The following is a 21328-nucleotide window of genomic DNA, read 5'->3' on the forward strand; positions in this document are numbered from 1 at the left end:
TCTATCCGTTCCGTCTTATTCCGAGGGGGCGGTGTTCGACCACAGGATCGGGCCGCCCTGGTTTTCGTATGCCATGCCCTCGGGGAACGAGATCGCTTCGAACTGCAACCCCCAGGGCGCCGAGAAATACAGGATGCTCTGACCCGCCGCCGGGCCGTCGCTGACCGGAAGGGGGCCCATATTGGTCTGGATACCCGCGTCGCGCAGATAGGCCGCGGCAGCGTCGATATCGTCGACGTAGAAGGCGATGTGATAGGCGCCGATATCGCTGTTGCGCTGCTCGATCACGGCCTGATCGGGCGCGTCGTAGCTGAACAGCTCGATATTGCTGCCGAAACCGCAGCGCAGCATCCGGATCTGGTTGACCACCGCGCGCGGATCGACGCCCAGCAGGTCCTGCATGAAGGTCCCCTCGTCGTCGCGAAACGGCCCGAAAGCCATCGCCCGCTCGCAGCCCAGGACCTCGGTAAAGAAGCCTTCGGCCTGATCCAGATCGGGCACCGTCAGCCCGATATGGTTGACCCCGCGCATCCCCGGAAGCGGATCGGCAAGGGCAGGCAAAGCAAGAGCGGTCAGGCAAGCGGTGGCGGCGAGGGTCTTCATGGCAGGGTCCCTTCGGGGCTGTGTGGGTCAGAACTCGTGCTTGCGGATGTTGCGCAGCATCTTCTGCAGCGTGCCCAGAAAGGCCTGCCGCTCGTCGTCCGAGATGTCCCGGAACATGGTATCCTGCGCGTCGATCATGTGGGGCCAGAGGCCCTCGAACACGGCGAGCCCGGCCGCGGTGATGTGGATCCGCGTCGCGCGGCTGTCGCTCGCATCGGCCTCGCGCCGGACAAGCCCCTCGGCTTCCAGCTGGTCCAGCGCCCGGCTCAGCGTCGATTGCTCGGTCACGGCATAGACCGCCAGTTCACGGATCAGCGGCGCGGGCACCACCGACAGCACCGCCAGCGCGCGCATCTTCGGCGTGGACAACCCGTTCTGGCCCAGCGCCGCGCGCACCTCGGCATTGTAGCGGCCCATGATGCGGTTCATCAGGTAAGGCGCGAAGCCTTCCAGCCCCGTTTCGCCCAGCCGTGTCGGTCGTCTTCCTTGATCGCTCATGCGCCCAGCCTTTTCGCCGCGTTGTAACCCGATCCGCCGCCGAGGCCCGGCCCCGGATGCGTCGAGGCGCCGATATGGATCAGGCCGCGAACAGGGCCAACCCCGTTGGTGGAATGCGCGAAGGGACGCCAGATAAAGAATTGGTCAATGCCGCAATGCCCGCCATAGGGATCGCCGCCCACAAGGTTGATGTTGAGCGCTTCCAGATCCGCCGGCGAATAGGCGCGGCGGGCCAGCTTGATCTGGTCGAAATCCTTGATGTGGCGGGCAAGGATGGCTTCGATCCGGTCCGCGAAGGCTTCGCGCGTGGCCTCGTCCCATTCCGTGCCCGCGATCTGGCCGGCGGCATCGCCCTTGATGACGCGCGGCGCGTCGGGGATTTGCAGCCACAGGATCGCTTTGCCCTCGGGGCAGCGCGTGGGATCAAGACGCGAGGGCTGGCCCACGCAGATCGTGGGCACCTCAGGGAACAGCCCGCGCTCGGCCTCGTTGGCGGATTTCGACACCGCGTCTATGCCGTCGGACAGATGGATGAGCGCGACGTCATCGAGCCCCGCGGTGTGCCATTCGGGCGCGCGGTCCAGCGCGAAATGCAGCTGGAAATCGCCGCGTCCGTGGCGGAAGGCGGGCAGGGCCTCGCGCTCCTGGCTCAGTTGCAGGTCGGGCAGAAGACGGTCGTACAATTGTCCCGGCGCGACAGAGGCCAGCACCGACCGCGCCGGGATCGTTTCGCCCGTGCTCAGCGTCACGCCGGTCACGCGGCTTTCGCTTGTCTCGATCCGGGCCACATCGGCGCCGGTGCGGAACGTTCCGCCATGGGCTTCGATCAGCGACCGGAACGCTGCGACCGCCGCGCCCGATCCGCCCTTGACCACGGGGGCGCCGGCCGCTTCCAGCGCGAAGGCGATGACCTTGCCCATCTGCGCCGAATAGGTGGATTCGGGCGTCAGCCCGCAATGCAGCACCCAGGGCGCCCACAGGGCCTGTACCAGAGGGTTTTGATACCGCGATTCCAGCCAGCCGCGCGCCGGGGCCAGCGCCTGTCCCATCCACGCGGCCAGCCCCCGCAGCCCCCGCTTGCGCACCTGTCCGAACAGCAGCTTCGCGGTACTCCAGGACCACAGCTCGCCGCCCAGCAGGCCGAACAGGAAGGGCGCATCGGCCCCGATCTGTCCGGTATCCGCCGCGTGTCGATCGCCGTCGCCTTCGGCCAGCGCATTGAACGCCGCGCGGTTCTGCGCGGCATCCATGCTGAGTACCAGCGCGCTGCCATCGGGGCGCAGAACGGCGGTCGGATGCGGGCTGTGGCAGTATTCGAACCCGTGCTTTGCCAGATGCGGTCCCAGCGCCGCACCGGCGGGCGAGGTCATGAACAGGACCCATGTCGCGGCCATCACGTCATGCTGAAAACCGGGCAGCGTCGCCGCTTCGGTCATCAGGCAGCCACCCAGCCGGTCCTCGCGTTCAAGAACTGTGACCCTGTGGCCCTTCAGCGCCAGCAGCGCCGCGGCGACGAGCCCGTTGATACCGGACCCGATGATGACGTGATCGGCCGCCATGCGCGTCAGCCCTTCGGCACCAGCGCCAGCGCGCGGATGGGCGAGCCGGTGCCCTTGACGATCTTCAGCGGCGCCGCGATCAGGATCGCCCCCTTGGCCGGCAGCTTGTCCAGATTGGCAAGCGAGGCCAGGCCGAAACGGTTATTGGCGTGCAGCAGGTTGTGCGCGGGGAAGGGGGGCGTCATGCCGCCCGCAAGGCCCGCATCGGTGCCGATGCATTGGCTGCCCCAGCCGACGATGCCCTTGCCGATCAGGTATTCGATCACCTCGGCGGTCGGTCCGGGCGTGTGCGGGCCGGTTTCGTTGGCATTGAGAAACAGCGCCTCGTCATGCGCGCGCTTGTCCCAGTCCGACCGCAGGACGACCCATTCGCCGGCCTTGATCTCGCCATGCTCGGCTTCCCACGCTTTCACATGGTCGATGGTCAGCAGGAAGTCGGGGTCTTCGGCGCATTCGGCGCTGAAATCCAGCACGTTCACCGGCGCGACGACCCGCTTGATGTCCAGCGTGTCGGTATAGCCGTCTTCGAAATCCTTGCCCGTCACCCAATGGTGCGGCGCGTCGAAATGGGTGCCGGTATGCTCGCCCAGCACCATCCAGTTCCACGCGAAGAAGGGGCCGTCATCGTCGTATTCGCTGATCTTGTGGATTTCGACCTTCGGCGTGTTGCGCGCGAAATCTTCGGGCAGCTGCAGGATCGGCGTGTCCGGACCCAGCGTGCCGGTGCAATCCACCACCTCGATTCCGCCCGAAGCCAGATGCTCGGCAAGTTGCGTCAAAAGATTGGCTGCGCTCATGGCGATTCTCCCTGTCACGGGCCTGTTTCGGCCCTTCACAAAAACAGACTAGACAGAGTTATATGCATTTGCAAATATCTTTTCGACTCGAGGGGGCATGGATTTGGACGATCTTGACGCGGTGCTGATCGGCGCCGGACACAATTCTCTCGCCTGTGCGCTGATGCTGGCCGCCAAGGGCTGGCGCGTCGGCGTGTTCGAACGCGCGGACGTGCCGGGTGGCGCGGTGAAAAGCGGCGAATACACCCTGCCGGGCTTTCGGCACGACTGGGCGGCGATGAACCTGTCGCTGTTCGCCGGAAGCCAGTTTCATAAGCAATTCGTAGAAGAACTGGCCGGGCATGGCCTGTCTTTCGTGCCGGTCAACCGGCCCTTTGCCTCGGCCTTTCCGGATGGGACCTGGCTGGGTGTCGATCAGGATGCGGGGATCACGCGCGCCCGGATCGCGGCCCTGTCGGAGGCCGACGCGCGGACCTGGGATGCGCTGACGGCTGGTTTCGGCGACCGCGCCGAAGACGTCTTCGCGCTGCTCGGTTCGCGCATGAAGATACATGCATTAGCATATTTTCTCTGGGGCCTGTGGCGCCGCCGCGGGGTTTCGGGCGCGCTGGACCTGGCGCGGTTCTTGCTGGCCTCGCCCCGCGCCTGGCTGACCGAGACCTTCGAGACGGAAAAGCTGCGCGCGATGCTGGGCGCCTGGGGAATGCATCTGGATTACGCGCCCGACAGCGCGGGCGGCGCGCTGTTTCCCTATCTCGAAGGGATGGCGGGGCAGGCTTTCGGCATGGCGTTGGGGCAGGGGGGCGCCGATACCGTCACCAAAGCGCTGGTCCGCGCCATCGAGGCCCGGGGCGGTCGCGTCGAATGCGGTACCGAGGTCGCGCGCATCGAGCATGAGAACGGCATCGCCCGCGCGGTGATCCTTGCCGACGGGCGGCGTGTCGCGGCGAACAAGGCGGTGATCGCCAATCTGGCGCCGAATGCGCTGATCCGGCTGACCGGGGGCACCGGCGATGCCGGTTTCGACGCGCGGATGGAAAGCTACGCCCATGCGCCGGGGACGATGATGATCCATCTGGCGATGGACAGCCTGCCCGACTGGTCGGCGGGCGAGGATCTGAAGGGCGTGGCCTATGTCCATCTGGCGCCCTCGCTTGATCAGATGGCCCGGACCTATCAGCAGGCCAAGGCGGGGCTTTTGCCCGACGAGCCGGTGATCGTGGTGGGCCAGCCCACGGTCTTCGACCCCTCCCGCGCGCCCGAGGGCAAGCATGTCCTGTGGATGCAGGTCCGCATGGTGCCGGGCCGGATCGAGGGCGACGCGGCCGGGCAGACAAGCGCCCGCGACTGGACCGAGGCCGCCGAACCCATGGCCGAGCGCGCGCTCGACATTCTTGAACGCTATGCGCCGGGCGCGCGGGCCAAGATCCTTGGCCGCCGCATCGTCACCCCCGCCGAACTGGAGGCCGACAATCCCAACCTCGTGGGCGGCGATCAGGTCTGCGGCAGCCACCATCTGGCGCAGCATTTCCTCTTCCGTCCTGCCCCCGGCCATGCCGATGGCAGCACGCCGATCCGCAACCTGCACCTGACCGGCGCCGCCGTCTGGCCGGGGGGCGGAACGGGCGCGGGGCCGGGCTATCAGCTTGCGCAGCGCCTGACATGAACCAGACCCCGGCAAACGGGGCCGTCGTCAACAATTACCAACAACAGGGAACCAAACCATGACTTTCTCACGCCGCAGTCTTCTGAAGATGACCGCCGCCAGTGTGACGCTGGGCGTCGCGGTGCCCAGCTTCGCGCAGGCCATCGACGAGCTGGTGATCGCCTATAACGTCAACCTGCCCAGCTGGGACCCGACCGTGGGCCCGTCGGCCGTGAACCCGACCATCCAGGGTCTCTACCAGTCGGTTTTCGACCAGTTCATCCTGCAGCAGCCGGACCTGACGCCCGCGCCGGGCCTTCTGACCGACTGGGGCTGGAACGAGGACCGTACGCAGGTCTGGATGGATGTCCGCGAGGGTGTCAAATGGCATGACGGCTCGGATTTCACCGCCGAGGACGTCGCCTGGTCGCTGGCCCGCGCCGCCGATCCCGCGACCGGCAACCCGATCCAGTTCGTCTGGGGCACGCTGGCCAATCACCGGGTCGAGGGCAATCGCGTCATCGCCGATGTGCAGCAATTCGATCCGACGATCTTCAAATGGATGTACTTCCTCACCGGCTATGTCCTGCCCAAGGCCTATTACGAGCGTGTCGGCGCCGAAGGGTTCGAAGCCGCCCCGATCGGCACTGGCCCCTACATGGTCGAGCAATACGAGCGCAACGCCTTCGTCCGCCTGCGCGCCAATCCCGATTACTGGAACGGGGTGCCGGAATTCGAAACCGTCACGATCCGCTTCGTCACCGATGCCGCCAGCCGCGTGGCCGAGGTCGAATCGGGCCGCAGCCATGTCACGCTGGAAATCCCCTACGAGGAATATGACCGTCTGCGCGACCGCTCGGGGCTTGCCGGCGTCGCCGAGCCGGTCAGCGATATCGCGATGATCTTCTTCAACGATATCGACGTGATGGAGGACGAGAACGTGCGCCGCGCCGCCGTTCACGCGGTCGACAAGCAACTGATCATCGACCGTCTGCTTTCGGGCTATGGCGTGGCGCTCAGCACGCTCGAGACGCCGGAATACGCGGCCTATGACCCGTCGATCGAAGTGCCCTATGATCCCGATCTGGCGCGCGAATTGCTGGCTGCGTCGGGCTATTCCACCGACAACCCGGTGCGCTTCACCATCCAGACCACGCGCGGCTTCAAGCCCAAGGATTACGAGATGATCCAGGCCATCGTCGGGATGTGGCGCCGGGTCGGGATTGAGGCCGAGATCGAGGTCTACGAGGTCGCCCGCCATTTCGAGCTGCGCGCCGCAGACCAGCTTGCACCGGCCGCGTTCTACAACTGGGGCAACTCGGTGGGCGATCCGACCACCTCGACCGGCTTTGCCATGTTCGGGCCGTCGCCGCACTCGGTCTGGGACAGCCCCGACCTGATCGAGAAGATCGCCACGCTCTGGGCCGAACCCGACGAGGAAACCCGGATCCAGGGCTGGAAGGACGTCTCGCGCTACATCGCCGAGCACGCCTATGTGCTGCCGTTGCTGCAATACGTTCAGCCGATCCTGCACTCCTCGGGCGTCAATGTGGTCCCCCATGCCTCGGGTGCGCTGCTGCCGCATCTGATGACGCGCGCGTAACATTCCCCGGGGGGCGGTCCACGCCGCCCTCCGGCTGCCCGAGGTTCCCATGTTCCTGCGCCGACTCCTCTCGCGGATCGCGACGACGCTTGTTACGCTTTTGGGCGTGGCGGTGATCGTCTTTGCCGTGATCCGTATCGTTCCGGGCGATCCCGTCGCCATGATGCTGCCCCCGGGCGCGACCGAAGCCGATATCGCCCGCCTTCAGGCCTTCTACGGTCTCGACAAATCCATTCCCGAGCAATTCTTTATCTGGCTCGGCGGTGTCGTGCAGGGGGATTTCGGCACCTCGATCACCACCCGCCAGCCGGTTCTGGGGCTGGTGCTGTCACGTCTGCCCGCCACGCTGGAGCTGTCGGTGATGGCGCTGGTCATCGCCGTTGCGCTGGGCGGGACGATGGCGCTGATCGGCACCCGGCAGCGCTATACGCGGACCGAGGGCGCAATCGACGTGGCCAACGGCATGGCGCTGAGCGTGCCCGATTTCCTGTGGGGGCTGGTGCTGATCCTGCTGTTCGGCGTGCTCTGGCCGGTTTTCACCATCTCGGGGCGCGTTTCGCCCAATCTGGTGCCGGAATTCACCACGTCCTTCTTCCTGTTTGAAAGCGTGGTGCGGCTGAGATTCGACCTGTGGCTTGACCTGGTGCAGCACATGCTGATGCCCGCGCTGGCGCTGGCGATCCCGCTGGCGGCGATCATCGGGCAATTGCTCAAGCAGAGCCTCAAGGAAACCATGCATCTGGACTATGTCACGCTCGCCCGCACCAAGGGCTACAGCGAAAACCACGTCATCCTGCGCGAGGCCCTGCGCAACGCGGTCCTGCCGACGCTGACGCTGATCGGCGTGCAGTTCACCTTCCTCATCGGCGGGACGGTCATCATCGAGCGGCTCTTTTCCTATGAAGGGCTGGGCAACATGGCCATCGACGCCGTCATCAACCGCGACCTGCCGCTCATTCAGGGGATCGTGCTGTTGTTCGCGCTGCTCTTCACGCTGGTGAACCTTGTCGTCGACCTGCTCTATGCCGTGCTGAACCCGAGGTTGCGCCATGCTTGACGGCCGCTCGCTTGTGAAACGCACGGCCGGGCTGCGGCTCTGGCTGTCGGCGGGCTGGATCGGGGCGCTGGTGATCGGCGCGGTCTTCGCGCCGTGGATCGCGCCGCAGGATCCGCTGATGCAGGACCTGTTCACCAGCCGCCTGCCGCCTTTCTGGATGGACGGCGCCGAGCCGGGCTATTGGCTGGGCACCGACAGCCTTGGCCGCGATGTGCTGAGCCGCATCCTGTACGGCGGTCGGGTGGCGCTGGTTGTGGCGCTGATCGCGGGCACCGCGACGGCGCTGATCGGCGCGACGCTGGGTCTTATCGCGGGGTATTTCCGCGGCTGGGCCGATATGGTCATCTCGCGCCTTGTCGATATCTGGATGGCCTTTCCGCCGGTCCTGTTCGCGATCCTGCTGATCGCGGTGATGGGCACGGGCCTGACCTCGGTCGTGGTGGCGATCATCGTCATCGACTGGACCCGCTTCGCCCGCGTCGTCCGGGCCGAGGCCATGGCGCAGGGCGCGATGGATTACGTCGCCTCGGCGCAGGTGGCCGGTCGGGGGCGGATGTCGACCCTGCTGACCGAGATCTTGCCGAACGTGCTGCCCACCATCGCCGTGCTTCTGACGCTGGAGATGGGCATCGCCGTGATCGTCGAGGCCATCCTGTCCTTCGTGAACCTCTCGGTCTCGACCGACGATCCCACATGGGGCGGGATGATCGCCGAAGGGCGGCTGTCGATCCATCAGGCGTGGTGGGTGCTGGTCTTCCCGCTGGTCGCGCTGTTCCTGACGGTGCTGTCGTTTTCGCAACTGGGCGAAGGTCTGAAAGACCGTTTCGACCCGGTGCTGAATTGAGGGGGCGGGCATGAGCTACCTGCGAATCCGCGACCTCTCGGTCGTGCTGCGCGGCACCCGCCACCGGCTGTTGCGGGGTGTCTCGCTCGATGTCGGTGCGACCGAGGTGATGGGCCTTGTGGGCGAATCCGGCGCGGGCAAGTCGATGATCGGCAAGGCGGTGCTGGGCATCCTGCCGCGTTCGGCGAAGATCGTCTCGGGCTCGATCGAGCTGGACGGCGTGGACCTGCTGACGCTCCCGCCCCGGCAACGGCGGCATGTCATCGGGCAGAAGGCCGCGCTCATCCCGCAAGATCCGTTGACCGCGCTGAACCCCGCGCGGCGGATCGAGCCGCAGATCACCGACCGGCTGGTCGATATCCTGGGCTGGGACCGCGCCCGCGCCCGGACCCGTGCCGCCGAGATCCTGCACGACGTGCACATCCCGCAGCCCGAGCGCGTGCTGCGCGCCTATCCGCACGAACTGTCAGGGGGCATGCGCCAGCGCGTGCTGATCGCCTCGGCCTTCGCCGCCGAACCCCGGCTGATCGTCGCGGACGAGCCCACCACGGCGCTCGACGTCACGGTGCAAAAGCAGATCCTGAAGCTGATCTTCGAGATGCAGGCGCGGCATGGCACGGCGCTGTTGTTCGTCACGCATGATCTGGGCGTGGTGTCAAAGATTTGCCAGCGGCTGACCGTTCTCTATGGCGGGCTGGTGATGGAAGAGGCCGAGGTCGGCGCCTTTTTCGACGCCCCCGCGCATCCCTATTCCCGCGCCCTGCTGGCCGCGACCCCCCGGCACACCGATCCCACGGCAGACCTGACCCCGGTTCCCGAGGCGGTGATCGCCGAGGCGCGGCGCGCGGTGGCCGAAGCCGATCTGAGGTGGCATTCATGAGCGATCTGTACCGCGTCGAGGACCTGCGCCTGTCGCTGCCCGACATGACCCGCAAGCCGCTTTTCGGCGCGGCCCCCCGGATCGAGATCCTGAAGGGCATGTCCTTCACGATACCGAAGGGGCAGGTGCTGGGCATCGTCGGCGGCTCGGGCTCGGGCAAGTCCACCTTGGGCCGGGCGCTGGTGCGTCTGCTGGAACCGACCGGCGGGCGCGTGACTTTCGACGGCACCGACCTGACGCATCTTTCCGAGCCCGCGCTGCGCCCGTTGCGCCATCGCTTCCAGATGATCTTTCAGGATCCGATGTCGTCACTCAACCCCCGTATGAACGTCGCGCGCATCATCGCAGCCCCCCTGGCGCTGCACGGGCGTCCGAACCCGCGCGACGGCGCGCTTGAGGCGCTGGAGCGCGTCGGCCTGCCGCGCAGCTTCGGCGCGCGCTACCCGCATGAATTGTCGGGCGGCCAGCGGCAGCGCGTGGGGATCGCGCGGGCCATCGCCCTGCGCCCCGATTTCATCCTGGCGGATGAGATCGTCTCGGGCCTTGATGTGTCGAGCCAGGCGCAGGTGCTGTCGATCCTGCGTGACCTCGTGCGCGAGATGACCCTGACGCTGGCCTTCATCAGCCACGATCTGAGCGTGATCCGCCGGCTGTGCGACCGGGTTCTGGTGCTGCATCAGGGCGAGATCGTCGAGGATGCCGATTGCGAAACGCTGTTTGCCGCGCCGAAAGCCGCCTATACGCGCGAATTGCTCGACGCGATCCCCGAGCCCGACCCGAAAAAACCGTGGTTCCAGCGCGCTAGCTGACGAATTTGTCGGCCAGCGCGTCCTGCAGCGTCTGGCGCGGCGTGCAGCCGAACCGCGCGCGATAGATCCCGGCGAAGCGCCCGAAATGGCCAAAGCCCCAGCGCGTGGCGATTTCCGTCACGCTGTCGCCGGGCAGGGCCGCGCGCAGATCGGCATCCGCCCGGTCCAGCCGCGCATCGCGCAGGAACGCCATCGGCGTCGTGTCGCGAAACCGCCGGAAGGCCAGTTGCAGCGTGCGCGCACTGACGCCCACGGCCTGCGCGACATCCTCGATCGCGATCGGCTGGTCGACATGGGCCAGCATGTAATCCTCGGCCTGACGGACCATGCGGGGCAGCGGGGCATGACCCCGGCTATGGCTCAAGGCATCGGTAAAATTGTGCCGATGCGCTTCCAGCAGGCCGGTCATCAGCGTGCTTTCGATCTGCCGGCCCAAAAGGCTGCCCGGCTGCAGCGAGGGGCGGCCCGCGTCGGCTTCGGCCACAAGGTAAAGCAACAGGGCTTTCAGCGCCGCGCCGCGCGGGCTGGAAAGATCCAGCGCGCCCGTAAAGGTCAGCGCGCGGTCCGGCCGCCCGGCGATCAGCCCCGCCAGATGCGCGTTCAGCGCCGCGCGGTCGATCTGCAGCAGCACCTGGCGGCAGGTTTCGTCCCAGATCATCGTCGTCGCGTGATGCGGGTTCAGCACTGCCGCCCGCCATTGATCGGACACGTAGGAATCCGCCCCGTTGCGGATCGAGGCCGCGCCCGCTACCGGCATCTGCAACAGGTAGAAATCCCTGAGTTCGCCCGGCGCGATCAGTGTCTTCGCGCCATACGAGATATAGTTCAGCGACAGCCGCTCGCCGCGCAGATGGTGATGGCTGGCATCGAACGCGCCCGGCCCGATCCGGTCCAGCCGGTGCGGGCAGAAGATCGACGCGACGCGCTCGCGCGCCTCGTCAAGGTCGTGGGTATGGAACAGCGCGTGTGCGGCCAGCGGAGCCGACGCGGGGCTTGCCATGGCGGCCTCCCATTGCCGGTGACCGTCTGAGGCTACCACCCGATACATGCGGATGCACATATTTTTGCGGTTGGATGAAGGTTTTTTCGTTTTTCGGATAGTCCGCGTGCTGCGCGGATAGTCAGGGCCCGCGACGCTGCCAGACTGCCTGTCAAACAAGCCAGAACAGGGGAAAGTCATGCGGGGATTGGACGGCAAGGTTGCAATCGTTCCGGGCGGCGCGACAAAGATCGGACGCGCCGTGGTGGCCGCGTTCCGTGAAGCGGGCGTGCGGGTCATGGTGGCCGATATCGACGCCGAGGGCGGCGCGGCGATGGTGGCGGACGGCGTCGGCTTCACCCGCTGTGATCTGCGCAGCGACGACGATATCGCGTCCTTGGTTCAGGCCACGCGCGACGCCTATGGGCGTATCGATTTTCTGGTCAATGTCGCCTGCTCATATCTCGATAACGGGGCGGAGTCGCCGCGTGCGGAATGGCTGGAAGCGCTCGACGTGAATATCGTGGGCTCGGTCATGCTGATGCAGGCCGCGCGCAAGGATCTGGCGGCGACGAAAGGCGCCATCGTCAATTTCGGCTCGATCTCGGCCCGCGTGGCGCAGACCGGGCGCTGGCTCTACCCGGTCAGCAAGGCGGCGATCCTGCAGCTTACCCGCAATCAGGCGATGGATCTTGCGCCAGACGGCATCCGCGTCAACGCCGTCAGCCCCGGCTGGACATGGTCCAACATCATGGACCAGCTCACCGGCGGCGACCGGGCGAAAACCGATACCGTCGCCGCGCCCTTCCACCTGCTGGGCCGCACCGGGCATCCCGAAGAGGTCGCGAGCACCGTGCTCTTCCTGTGCTCGGACGAGGCCAGCTTCATCACCGGCACGGATATCCGCGTCGATGGCGGCTATACCGCCATGGGCCCGGAACAGGCCGTCCCGGCGATCCCGAAACTTATGGAATGACAAAGAAAAACAGGGAGATGACCATGAGAAAGATCACCATTATCGGCGGCGGCCAGTCCGGGTTTCAACTGGCCATCGGCCTTCTGCAACAGGGCTATCAGGTGCGCGTCGTGCAGAACCGCGACGCGCAGGACATGGCGACCGGCAAGGTCCTGTCCAGTCAGTGCATGTTCGGCGACGCGATCGAGGCCGAGCGCGCGCTGGGCCTCGATTTCTGGACCGACCATTGCCCGCCGGTCGAAGGCATCAGCTTCACCGTGCCCCATCCCGAGCAGCCGGGCGCGAAGGCGGTCGACTGGGCCTCGCGCCTTGATCGCAATGCCTATTCGGTGGACCAGCGGGTGAAGATCCCGCGCTGGATGGCCGAGTTCGAGAAACTGGGCGGGCGGCTGGTGCTGAAGGAAGCGGGCATCGCCGATATGGAGATGTACGCGCGCGAGGACGATCTGGTGATCGTCGCCTCGGGCAAGGGCGACGTGGGCAAGATGTTCGAACGCGACGCCTCGAAATCGCCCTATGACCGGCCGCAGCGCGCGCTGGCGCTGACCTATGTGAAGGGCATGGCACCGCGGCCGGAGTATTCCGCGGTCAACTTCAACCTGATCCCCGGCGTGGGCGAGTATTTCGTCTTCCCGGCGCTGACCACCACCGGGCCTTGCGACATCATGGTGTTCGAAGGCGTGCCCGGCGGCCCGATGGATTGCTGGGCCGATGTGAAAAGCCCCGAGCAGCATCTGGAAACCTCGAAACGCATCCTGAACACCTTCCTGCCGTGGGAGGCCGAGCGCTGCCAGGATGTCAGCCTGACGGATGACAACGGCTTCCTTGCGGGCCGCTTCCCGCCGACGGTTCGCAAGCCCGTCGGCACGCTGCCCTCGGGCGCGCGGGTGCTGGGGCTGGGGGATGCCGTGTGCCTGAATGACCCCATCACGGGACAGGGATCCAACAACGCGGCCAAGGCGGCGCGGGTCTATCTGAAGCGCATTCTCGACCATGGCGACCGCCCCTTCGACGCGGCATGGATGCAGGGCACGTTCGACGCCTATTGGGATTATGCGCAATGGGTGGTCAACTGGACCAACATGATGCTGGCCCCGCCGCCGCCCTTCATCCTGGAAATCATGGGCACCGCCTGCGTCGAGCCGCGTCTGGCCCACCGCATCGCCAACGCCTTCGACGATCCGCGCGATTTCTTCCCGTGGTTCGCCGATCCCGATGCGGCTTCGGCCTATCTGTCCGAGCTGAAAGCGGCCTGAGCCAGAGGAGGAGAGATCATGGGCATGTCCGTCGATCCCGGTCAGTTCCGGTCCGCCATGGCGCGGTTTCCCGGCGCGGTGACGATCATCACCACGCTGACTCCGCAGGGACGGCGCGGGATCACCGCGACGGCGGTCTGTTCGGTGACGGCGGATCCGCCCAGCCTGCTGGTCTGCGTCAACCGCGCCACCGGCACCTGCCAGGGCATCCTTGAAAGCGGGCGCTTCGCGGTGAACCTGTTGCCCGATCCGTCGGGCGACGTGGCGATGCGCTTTGCCGGGGCGGGCGGCGCCACGGGCGAGGACAAGTTCGCGCTGGGTGACTGGCGTGAAGACGCGGCGGGCCTGCCGGTTCTGGCCGATGCGCGGGTGGCCTTTTCCTGTGAGGTGGCCGAAAGCCTGACGGCCGGGACGCATCAGATCTTCATCGGCCAGATCACCGATATCAGCGAGGCCGATGGCGCCGCGCTGCTTTACGAGCAATCGCGCTTTCACCGTCTCGCCCCGCTCTGACCTGCCCGCATGCCTCGGGAACAGGACCGCCCCGCCGCCGTGCGGGGCGGTTCGTTTTGGTGGGATAGGGCGCGGGGGCGGGGGGCGGAAAGGGCCGGAAGTGGCCCTGCGATTCTGTCGCTGATTCACGAAGCGGACGGAAAGTGGTTCTTTCTCACTAAGAAAACTTTTCAACCTTTGCGCAAATAACGTTGATATTAAAAGGAAAAATAGCACTGCAAAAATGTCTTTGAAAGGAACCAATTCTCGGACATGATCCTGTTGGGCCAAGGCGCACCTGAACAGGTCTGAATTGGTTCCCGTGCCGATCGGCGGCAGGCGCCATCCGACGTTTGTCCTTCTGCAGCCCCACAAGCCGCAATGAAAAGCCGGCGGAACGACGCAGGGACACAAGAGGGAGGAGCTTATGTCCGTCGATACAACCGCGTTCTACGCGGAACAGGTGACATTGAATTCACTGGTACAGAACATCCTGTACGCATCCGGCACCGTGGGGGCGCTGCTGGTGGTGGTCGGGCTTTTGCTGATCGACGCAGGCACGGCACGCCGCCGCAGCCTGTTCAACTCGACCATCGAGAAGGTGCTGGGCTTCTTTCTGGGCTTCGCGACCTATTACGCGATCGGCTTCGGCTTCTGGGCCGCGCAATACTACATCATGGTCGATGGCACGCTGATGGATTCCATCCGCGACTGGTGGCTGGGCGGCACCCTGACAAACGCCATGGCGCAGCATGTCGATCCGGCGGTCTTTCCCGGTCTGAACACGTTCCAGATCTTCATCTTCTTCCTGGCGGTGTTTGCCGGGATCATCAACATCCTGCTGCATTTCTCGGTCTCCGAGCGGATGAAGCCCTCGGCCTATTACGTCACCTGCATCGTGGCGACGCTGGGCTCGTCGGTGCTGAGCTGGGTGACCTGGGGCTCGGTCGGGCCGCTCACAAATCTGGGCTTTCATGACTTCTTCGGCGTGGGCTTCGTCTACATGTTCCCCGCCGGCATCGCGCTGGTCCTGAACGCGCAGATGGGCAAGCGGCCGGGCATGATGGCGCCGCATCCCGAGGTGCGCGCCTATCTGGCGCCCAGCATCGGGCTTTGCGCGCCGGGGCTGCTGATCATCTTCGCCGGGCTGCCGATGGTGATCATGTCCTGCCTGTTCTTCTTCGACCCCGAGGCCCATGCCGTCAGCGTGACCATGGCCGATACCAGCGTCGGCATCGCGCTGAACAATTACGCGCTGGTCTGGGCAGGCGGGGCCATCACCGGCATCCTGCTGGCTTACCGGACGGGCAACTATGCCTATACGCTGCTGGGGCCGCTTGCGGGCTACGTGGCCGGGGCGTCGGGCTTCGATGTCTGGCTGCCGTGGCAGGCCTTCATCGTCGGGCTTGCCGGACCGCTGGCCGCCTATGCCGTCTACGAGTTCACGCTCAAGCGCGGCATCGACGAGCACAAGCTGTTCCCGCTGTTTCTGGGCAGCGGCACGCTGGGGATGCTGCTGGTCGGGATCTTCAAGGCGGGAACGCCGCGTGGCGGCTATCTGGGCATCGAAGAGGGCGCCTATGCGTTCCAGCATGGCGAGATTTCGCTTCTGATGCAGGTCGCGGGGATCGTCGTCTGCATCGGCGCGGGTGTCGTGACAGGGCTGATCCTGTCGGTGCTGCTGCGCGCGACGACGGGCCTGAAAGTGTCCGAGGCCGACCAGATCCAGGGGCTCGATGTGGTGCGCTGGGGGCTTGAGCCCGATGTCGTGACCCATGCCGACACACCCTCGCGCGCGTGATCGCCCGCGTTGTACCAAGGGCCCCGGTTCGCGCCGGGGCCTTCACGTTTCACCGGGTCGTGCTTGTGGCCTGTGCGGCCCCTGCTCTATGCTTGGGGTTGCTCTGGTCCCTATCGTTTCGAAGTAGATCCCCATGAACTCTTTGCCCACAGCGGAACTGGCCATCGGACAAACCGTCGGCGAAACCGTCCGCATCGTGATCGACACGCTTTATGCGCGGATCCGCTCGGGCGAGTATCCCCCCGATTCCCGCCTGCCCAGCGAACGCGCGCTGGCGGCCGAGCTGGGCGTGTCGCGCAACACCGTGCGCGAGGCGCTCGACGTGCTGGAAACGCGCAAGCTGATCCGGCGGCGGCAGGGCAGCGGCAGTTTCGTGATCTACCAGTCCGAACGCCCCGAGGCCCCCTCGCCCGATTCCATCGGTGAGCGCACCAGCCCGCTCGATCATCTGATCGTCCGCTCGATCATCGAGCCCGAGATGACGCGGCTGGCGGTGATGAACATGACCCCGCGCGAGCTGGATGCGCTGGCGCAGACGGTCGCGCGGATCGAAGCGGTGCGCACCGATCTGAACGAGTTCATCCGCTGCGAAGAGGATTTCTATCGCCGCATCGCGCAGGCCACCCGCAACCCGTTGCTGGAATCCTGCTATGAGCTGACGATCGAGGTCTGCCGCCAGTCGTTCCGCACGGCGCTGATGCGCAAGCACCTGACGCCCGACCGGATCCAGGAATACCAGACGCGGTTCAACTCGCTGTTCAACGCCATCGCCACGCGCGATGTCGAAGCCGCGGTCGAGATCACCAAGCTGCATCTGGTCGAAGAACAGCGGCTGTTCCTGCACGACGGCTGAGCGCCGGGTTCAGCTTTCGACGATGCGCGAGGTCAGGCCGGTCTTCTGGTCGCCCGTTTCCAGGCGTTGCTGCCACAGCTGGCCGACGGCGCTGAGATGACGCTGCAAGAGCGCCTCGTGTTTCTCCAGCCAGTCGGGGATCGAGCCGAATTCGACGATCCGCGCGCGGCCTTCCTGAAGCGTGACCACCGGCCAGTCGCCAATGAGCGCGTTGTCGATGCCGAAGATGCTTTCGCCCCACCAGCGGGCGGCCCCGAAAGCATGGGTGGTGGTGTCCATGTGCTTCATAGTGTTCAGCACCGAGACCGGGTTGACCGATCCCACCTTTTCCACCGCCGAGTGCCACAGATCAAGGATCGCGACATATTCCCAGCTGACCGCGCTCCAGCTGTCCGGGTAGCGGGCGTTGTACTCCTTGAAGAAGGTGCTGGGGCGGTTGAAGAAGAAGGCCTTCTTGGCCAGCTTCGGATCGTCGAAATCGGGAAACTGGAAGATCGCGCCGTCCATGAAATCCAGCGAGGTGCGCGCAACCAGTCGCTGGTAGTTGTCCATCGTGCAGGACAGGATTTCACCTTTGTAGCCCATTTTATGGGCATACTCGGTCATCGAGTGGACCATTGGTGTGTAACTGGTACACCAGCACAGCAGATCCGGTTCGGAATCGAGCATCGGCTGCACGATCCCGGCGACGTCGCTATCCGCCGGATCGTAGAGGATATCCTTGACCACATCGATTCGCGCGGCCTCGAACGCGGCGCGGTAGGTCGCGACCGACGGCAGCCCCAGCGCGTCCTTCTGACTGCAAAGCGCCACCTTCCGCAAACCGGGACGCGCACGCGACAGCCAGTCGACGGCGGTGACGTTGTAGAGCGGATGCACCTCGGCCGGGGCGATCAGGTAGCGGGTATCGGGGGACAGGTCCGAAGGCAGCAAGGTCGAAGCCAGAACCTTGTTTTCATTCAGGAATTGACGCAATGGCGTGAAGGTGTCGCCGCCCAGCATCATCAGCAGCTGCACCTGTTCGTGGCGCACCAGGTGGCGCGCGCCCTCTGTCGCCTGCTCGGGGTCGTAGCCGCAATCGAAGGGAATGATCGAGACCGGGTAGCGCCGCCCGCCGATCAGCATGCCGCCGGCGCGGTTGAGCCAGTCTTCCCATAACCGGCACCCGTGCAGCCCCGGCAGGCCCCAGGAACTGACCGGGCCGGTCAGCGGCGCCAGAAAGCCGATCTTGACCGGATCGTTCATGCCGACTCGGCTTTGGGGAAACAGCGAAGTCACCGCCATGCGGTGCGCGAAACTGGAGTTGATCATGCCAATTCGTAGCACCGGACCCTTTGATGTCAAAAGGGAAATGATGTTCCCAGGAATAAAAACATATGCCTGTCGTGAATTAATGTTGACATTTTGGTCTGCCGTTGGCGTACTTTGGTCCGGACCAAGAAGAACCAATTAGGACCGACAAGGGAGCATCCATATGAGCAAGAAACGCGTCGCCGTCATCGGGGCCGGGCCATCGGGTCTGGCGCAGCTTCGCGCCTTCCAGTCCGCCGCCGCCAAGGGGGAAGACATCCCCGAGATCGTCTGCTTCGAAAAGCAGGACAACTGGGGCGGGCTGTGGAACTACACCTGGCGCACCGGGCTCGATGAGAACGGCGAGCCGGTTCATTGCTCGATGTATCGCTACCTGTGGTCGAACGGCCCCAAGGAGGGCCTGGAATTCGCCGACTATTCCTTTGAAGAGCATTTCGGCAAGCAGATCGCCTCGTACCCGCCGCGCGCCGTGCTGTTCGACTACATCGAAGGCCGCGTGAAGAAGGCCAATGTCCGCGACTGGATCCGCTTCTCGACCGTGGTGCGCTGGGTCGAATACGACAATGACAGCGGCAAGTTCACCATGACGCTGCACGACCACCAGAAGGACTATGTCTATACCGAGGAATTCGACAACGTCATCGTCGCCTCGGGCCATTTCTCGACGCCGAACATCCCGTATTACGAAGGCTTCGAAAGCTTCAACGGCCGCCTTCTGCACGCCCACGACTTCCGCGACGCGCGCGAATTCGCGGGCAAGGACATCCTGGTCATGGGCTCGTCCTATTCGGCCGAGGATATCGGCTCGCAATGCTGGAAATACGGCGCCAACTCGATCACCAGCTGCTACCGCTCGGCACCGATGGGCTTTGCCTGGCCCGACAACTGGGAAGAAAAGCCCGCTCTGGTCCGGGTCGAGGGCAACACCGCGCATTTCAAGGACGGCTCGAGCAAGGAAGTCGATGCGATCATCCTGTGCACCGGCTACAAGCATTTCTTCAACTTCCTGCCGGACGACCTGCGGCTGAAGACCGCCAACCGGCTGGCGACCGCCGATCTCTACAAGGGCGTGGTCTGGGTGCATAACCCGCAGCTGTTCTATCTGGGCATGCAGGACCAGTGGTTCACCTTCAACATGTTCGACGCGCAGGCCTGGTGGGTCCGCGATGCGATCATGGGCAAGATCGACCTGTCGGCGGTGACCAAGGAGCAGATGCTGGCCGATGTGAAAGAGCGCGAAGAGCGCGAGGAAGCCGACGACGACACGAAATACGCGATCCAGTATCAGGCGGATTACGTCAAGGAGCTGGTGGCCGAGACGGATTATCCCAGCTTCGACATCGACGGTGCCTGCCAGGCCTTCTTCGAGTGGAAGAAGCACAAGATGAAAGACATCATGGGTTTCCGCAACAATTCCTACAAGTCGGTCATCACCGGCACCATGGCGCCCGTGCACCACACGCCGTGGAAGGATGCGCTGGACGACAGCATGACGGCCTATCTGCGCAACTGACCGGCCCCTCCGTCCTGCCCGAAGGCGCCCGCTCTCGGGCGGGACGGACGATACGCCCCGCGCCCTTTCCGTCCGGCAAACGTGCCCCGGGAGGACCGAGACCATACCGAAGCCCAGCAAAAGCCGGCCCGGCCGGCGCCTTTGCCCTGCAAACCGACAGGACGCCCGGATCATGAGCTACAAGAGTGACATCCAGATCGCCCGCGAAGCGAAGAAACAGCCGATCATGCAGATCGGCAACGCGCTGGGGATCCCGGCCGAGGATCTGCTGCCCTATGGCCACGACAAGGCCAAGGTCAGCCAGAAGTTCATCAACTCGGTCAAGGACCGGCCCGACGGCAAGCTGATCCTTGTCACGGCCATCAACCCCACGCCCGCGGGCGAAGGCAAGACCACCACCACGGTAGGGCTGGGTGACGGTCTGAACCGGATCGGCAAGAAGGCGATGATCTGCATCCGCGAGGCCAGCCTCGGCCCGAATTTCGGCATGAAGGGCGGGGCTGCGGGCGGCGGTTATGCGCAGATCGTGCCGATGGAAGAGATGAACCTGCACTTCACCGGCGATTTCCACGCGATCACCAGCGCGCATTCGCTGCTCTCGGCGATGATCGACAACCATATCTACTGGGGCAACGAGCAGGATATCGACATCCGCCGCGTCGTCTGGCGCCGTGTGGTCGACATGAACGACCGCGCGCTGCGGCAGATCACCTGTTCGCTGGGCGGGGTCGCCAACGGTTTCCCGCGCGAGGCGGGCTTCGACATCACCGTCGCGTCCGAAGTGATGGCGATCCTGTGTCTGGCCAATGACCTGAAGGATCTGGAAAAGCGGCTGGGCGACATGATCGTGGCCTATCGCCGCGACCGCAGCCCGGTCTATTGCCGCGATATCGGTGCCGAGGGCGCGATGACGGTGCTGCTGAAGGACGCGATGCAGCCCAACCTCGTGCAGACGCTGGAAAACAACCCGGCCTTCGTGCATGGCGGCCCCTTCGCCAATATCGCCCATGGCTGCAACTCGGTCATTGCCACGACCACCGCGCTGAAGCTGGCGGATTACGTGGTCACCGAGGCCGGTTTCGGCGCCGATCTGGGCGCCGAGAAATTCATGAACATCAAGTGCCGCAAGGCGGGGCTGGCGCCCTCAGTCGTGGTCTGCGTGGCCACGGTGCGCGCGATGAAGATGAATGGCGGCGTGGCCAAGGCCGATCTGGGCGCGGAGAGCGTCGAGGCTGTGAAAAAGGGCTGCCCCAATCTGGGCCGCCATATCGAGAACCTGAAAAGCTTCGGCGTGCCGGTCGTGGTGGCGATCAACCATTTCGTGACCGATACCGAGGCCGAGATCCAGGCGGTGAAGGATTACGTCGCCGGGCAGGGCGCCGTCGCGGTGCTGTCGCGCCACTGGGAACTGGGTTCGGAAGGGTCCGAAGAGCTGGCCCGCAAGGTGGCCGAGATCGCCGAGGCAGGGCAGGCCAATTTCGCGCCGATCTATCCCGACGAGATGTCGCTTGCCGACAAGATCCAGACCATCTGCAAGCGCATCTACCGCGCCGACGAGGCGCTGATGGACAAGAAGATCCGCGATCAGCTCAAGCTGTGGGAAGAGCAGGGCTATGGCCACCTGCCGGTCTGCATGGCGAAGACGCAGTATTCGTTCTCGACCGATCCCAACCTGCGCGGCGCGCCGACCGGGCATTCGGTGCCGGTGCGCGAGGTGCGGCTCAGCGCCGGGGCGGGCTTCGTCGTCGTGGTCTGCGGCGAGATCATGACCATGCCGGGCCTGCCGCGCCAACCCAGCGCGCTGAGCATCCGGCTGAATGACGACGGCCAGATCGAAGGCCTGTTCTGAAAC

Annotated in this window: 19 protein-coding genes; 13 read left to right on the forward strand and 6 right to left on the reverse strand. The window is 65.1% G+C overall.

The window, feature by feature from the left end; genetic code table 11:
- Positions 1-15 precede the first annotated feature (15 nt).
- Genes C4N9_RS08225 through C4N9_RS08240 form a run of 4 tightly spaced genes read right to left on the reverse strand, consistent with a single transcriptional unit; the run spans position 16 to position 3457 of the window.
- Positions 16-603 (reverse strand): VOC family protein, encoded by a 588-nt coding sequence (locus C4N9_RS08225; RefSeq protein WP_109532833.1) that lies wholly within the window; start codon positions 601-603, stop codon positions 16-18.
- Between the two features lie 27 nt (positions 604-630).
- Positions 631-1101 (reverse strand): MarR family winged helix-turn-helix transcriptional regulator, encoded by a 471-nt coding sequence (locus tag C4N9_RS08230; RefSeq protein ID WP_109532834.1) that lies wholly within the window; start codon positions 1099-1101, stop codon positions 631-633.
- The gene (locus C4N9_RS08235; RefSeq protein ID WP_109532835.1) at positions 1098-2660 is read right to left on the reverse strand and encodes a phytoene desaturase family protein; all 1563 of its coding nucleotides are present in this window, start codon (positions 2658-2660) and stop codon (positions 1098-1100) included. Before C4N9_RS08235 ends, C4N9_RS08230 begins: the two co-directional genes overlap by 4 nt.
- Positions 2661-2665: 5 nt before the next feature.
- Positions 2666-3457 carry a cyclase family protein gene (locus C4N9_RS08240; RefSeq protein ID WP_109532836.1) on the reverse strand — a complete coding sequence of 264 codons (792 nt, stop codon included), beginning with the start codon at positions 3455-3457 and terminating at the stop codon, positions 2666-2668.
- A 97-nt stretch (positions 3458-3554) separates the two neighbouring features.
- On the opposite strand from C4N9_RS08240, the gene C4N9_RS08245 reads away from it, so the two are divergent.
- Genes C4N9_RS08245 through C4N9_RS08270 form a run of 6 tightly spaced genes read left to right on the forward strand, consistent with a single transcriptional unit; the run spans position 3555 to position 10295 of the window.
- Positions 3555-5123 carry a phytoene desaturase family protein gene (locus C4N9_RS08245; RefSeq protein ID WP_109532837.1) on the forward strand — a complete coding sequence of 523 codons (1569 nt, stop codon included), beginning with the start codon at positions 3555-3557 and terminating at the stop codon, positions 5121-5123.
- A 58-nt stretch (positions 5124-5181) separates the two neighbouring features.
- A complete protein-coding gene (locus tag C4N9_RS08250) occupies positions 5182-6705 on the forward strand; it encodes an ABC transporter substrate-binding protein (protein ID WP_109532838.1) in 1524 nt (507 codons plus the stop codon).
- Between the two features lie 49 nt (positions 6706-6754).
- Positions 6755-7762, forward strand: coding sequence for an ABC transporter permease (locus C4N9_RS08255; RefSeq protein ID WP_109532839.1), 1008 nt, complete (start codon positions 6755-6757; stop codon positions 7760-7762).
- Positions 7755-8606 (forward strand): ABC transporter permease, encoded by an 852-nt coding sequence (locus tag C4N9_RS08260; RefSeq protein WP_109532840.1) that lies wholly within the window; start codon positions 7755-7757, stop codon positions 8604-8606. Before C4N9_RS08255 ends, C4N9_RS08260 begins: the two co-directional genes overlap by 8 nt.
- Before the next feature lie 10 nt (positions 8607-8616).
- Positions 8617-9486, forward strand: coding sequence for an ABC transporter ATP-binding protein (locus C4N9_RS08265; RefSeq protein ID WP_109532841.1), 870 nt, complete (start codon positions 8617-8619; stop codon positions 9484-9486).
- Positions 9483-10295: an ATP-binding cassette domain-containing protein gene (locus tag C4N9_RS08270; protein WP_109532842.1), complete on the forward strand. Its 813-nt coding sequence runs from the start codon at positions 9483-9485 to the stop codon at positions 10293-10295. The genes C4N9_RS08265 and C4N9_RS08270 overlap by 4 nt, the downstream gene beginning before the upstream one ends.
- Here the strand turns inward: C4N9_RS08270 and C4N9_RS08275 are convergent.
- On the reverse strand, positions 10288-11295 hold the full coding sequence (locus C4N9_RS08275; protein ID WP_168192168.1) for an AraC family transcriptional regulator: 1008 nt from the start codon (positions 11293-11295) through the stop codon (positions 10288-10290). The genes C4N9_RS08270 and C4N9_RS08275 overlap by 8 nt on opposite strands.
- A 178-nt stretch (positions 11296-11473) precedes the next feature.
- Here C4N9_RS08275 and C4N9_RS08280 point away from each other — a divergent pair, with 178 nt between their 5' ends.
- The 5 genes from C4N9_RS08280 to C4N9_RS08300 all read left to right on the forward strand — a co-directional run bounded on the left by C4N9_RS08280 (position 11474) and on the right by C4N9_RS08300 (position 16652).
- Positions 11474-12250: an SDR family oxidoreductase gene (locus C4N9_RS08280; protein WP_109532844.1), complete on the forward strand. Its 777-nt coding sequence runs from the start codon at positions 11474-11476 to the stop codon at positions 12248-12250.
- 23 nt (positions 12251-12273) lie between these two features.
- The gene (locus tag C4N9_RS08285; protein ID WP_109532945.1) at positions 12274-13506 is read left to right on the forward strand and encodes a styrene monooxygenase/indole monooxygenase family protein; all 1233 of its coding nucleotides are present in this window, start codon (positions 12274-12276) and stop codon (positions 13504-13506) included.
- Positions 13507-13524: 18 nt separating this feature from the next.
- The gene (locus C4N9_RS08290; protein ID WP_109532845.1) at positions 13525-14019 is read left to right on the forward strand and encodes a flavin reductase family protein; all 495 of its coding nucleotides are present in this window, start codon (positions 13525-13527) and stop codon (positions 14017-14019) included.
- A 406-nt stretch (positions 14020-14425) separates the two neighbouring features.
- Entirely contained in the window at positions 14426-15799 is a 1374-nt protein-coding gene (locus tag C4N9_RS08295; RefSeq protein ID WP_109532846.1) for an ammonium transporter family protein, read from the forward strand.
- A 133-nt stretch (positions 15800-15932) separates the two neighbouring features.
- Positions 15933-16652: a FadR/GntR family transcriptional regulator gene (locus tag C4N9_RS08300; protein ID WP_109532847.1), complete on the forward strand. Its 720-nt coding sequence runs from the start codon at positions 15933-15935 to the stop codon at positions 16650-16652.
- Between the two features lie 9 nt (positions 16653-16661).
- Here C4N9_RS08300 and C4N9_RS08305 read toward each other — a convergent pair whose 3' ends face one another.
- Positions 16662-17963: an ABC transporter substrate-binding protein gene (locus tag C4N9_RS08305; protein WP_109532848.1), complete on the reverse strand. Its 1302-nt coding sequence runs from the start codon at positions 17961-17963 to the stop codon at positions 16662-16664.
- 163 nt (positions 17964-18126) lie between these two features.
- Between C4N9_RS08305 and C4N9_RS08310 the strand changes: the two genes are divergently transcribed.
- Positions 18127-19476 carry an NAD(P)-binding domain-containing protein gene (locus tag C4N9_RS08310; RefSeq protein ID WP_109532849.1) on the forward strand — a complete coding sequence of 450 codons (1350 nt, stop codon included), beginning with the start codon at positions 18127-18129 and terminating at the stop codon, positions 19474-19476.
- Positions 19477-19648: 172 nt separating this feature from the next.
- Complete coding sequence (locus tag C4N9_RS08315) at positions 19649-21325, forward strand: formate--tetrahydrofolate ligase (protein WP_109532850.1); 1677 nt, start codon at positions 19649-19651, stop codon at positions 21323-21325.
- Positions 21326-21328 lie beyond the last annotated feature (3 nt).

The organism is Pararhodobacter marinus, assembly GCF_003122215.1.
GTDB lineage: Bacteria > Pseudomonadota > Alphaproteobacteria > Rhodobacterales > Rhodobacteraceae > Pararhodobacter > Pararhodobacter marinus.

Coding starts and splice junctions, on each gene's coding strand:
- C4N9_RS08295 (WP_109532846.1), top strand. CDS start 14,426: ATGTCCGTCGATACAACCGCGTTCTACGCGGAACAGGTGACATTGAAT.
- C4N9_RS08225 (WP_109532833.1), bottom strand. CDS start 603: ATGAAGACCCTCGCCGCCACCGCTTGCCTGACCGCTCTTGCTTTGCCT.
- C4N9_RS08315 (WP_109532850.1), top strand. CDS start 19,649: ATGAGCTACAAGAGTGACATCCAGATCGCCCGCGAAGCGAAGAAACAG.
- C4N9_RS08245 (WP_109532837.1), top strand. CDS start 3,555: ATGGATTTGGACGATCTTGACGCGGTGCTGATCGGCGCCGGACACAAT.
- C4N9_RS08255 (WP_109532839.1), top strand. CDS start 6,755: ATGTTCCTGCGCCGACTCCTCTCGCGGATCGCGACGACGCTTGTTACG.
- C4N9_RS08290 (WP_109532845.1), top strand. CDS start 13,525: ATGGGCATGTCCGTCGATCCCGGTCAGTTCCGGTCCGCCATGGCGCGG.
- C4N9_RS08305 (WP_109532848.1), bottom strand. CDS start 17,963: ATGATCAACTCCAGTTTCGCGCACCGCATGGCGGTGACTTCGCTGTTT.
- C4N9_RS08270 (WP_109532842.1), top strand. CDS start 9,483: ATGAGCGATCTGTACCGCGTCGAGGACCTGCGCCTGTCGCTGCCCGAC.
- C4N9_RS08260 (WP_109532840.1), top strand. CDS start 7,755: ATGCTTGACGGCCGCTCGCTTGTGAAACGCACGGCCGGGCTGCGGCTC.
- C4N9_RS08310 (WP_109532849.1), top strand. CDS start 18,127: ATGAGCAAGAAACGCGTCGCCGTCATCGGGGCCGGGCCATCGGGTCTG.
- C4N9_RS08285 (WP_109532945.1), top strand. CDS start 12,274: ATGAGAAAGATCACCATTATCGGCGGCGGCCAGTCCGGGTTTCAACTG.
- C4N9_RS08235 (WP_109532835.1), bottom strand. CDS start 2,660: ATGGCGGCCGATCACGTCATCATCGGGTCCGGTATCAACGGGCTCGTC.
- C4N9_RS08275 (WP_168192168.1), bottom strand. CDS start 11,295: ATGGCAAGCCCCGCGTCGGCTCCGCTGGCCGCACACGCGCTGTTCCAT.
- C4N9_RS08230 (WP_109532834.1), bottom strand. CDS start 1,101: ATGAGCGATCAAGGAAGACGACCGACACGGCTGGGCGAAACGGGGCTG.
- C4N9_RS08300 (WP_109532847.1), top strand. CDS start 15,933: ATGAACTCTTTGCCCACAGCGGAACTGGCCATCGGACAAACCGTCGGC.
- C4N9_RS08250 (WP_109532838.1), top strand. CDS start 5,182: ATGACTTTCTCACGCCGCAGTCTTCTGAAGATGACCGCCGCCAGTGTG.
- C4N9_RS08265 (WP_109532841.1), top strand. CDS start 8,617: ATGAGCTACCTGCGAATCCGCGACCTCTCGGTCGTGCTGCGCGGCACC.
- C4N9_RS08280 (WP_109532844.1), top strand. CDS start 11,474: ATGCGGGGATTGGACGGCAAGGTTGCAATCGTTCCGGGCGGCGCGACA.
- C4N9_RS08240 (WP_109532836.1), bottom strand. CDS start 3,457: ATGAGCGCAGCCAATCTTTTGACGCAACTTGCCGAGCATCTGGCTTCG.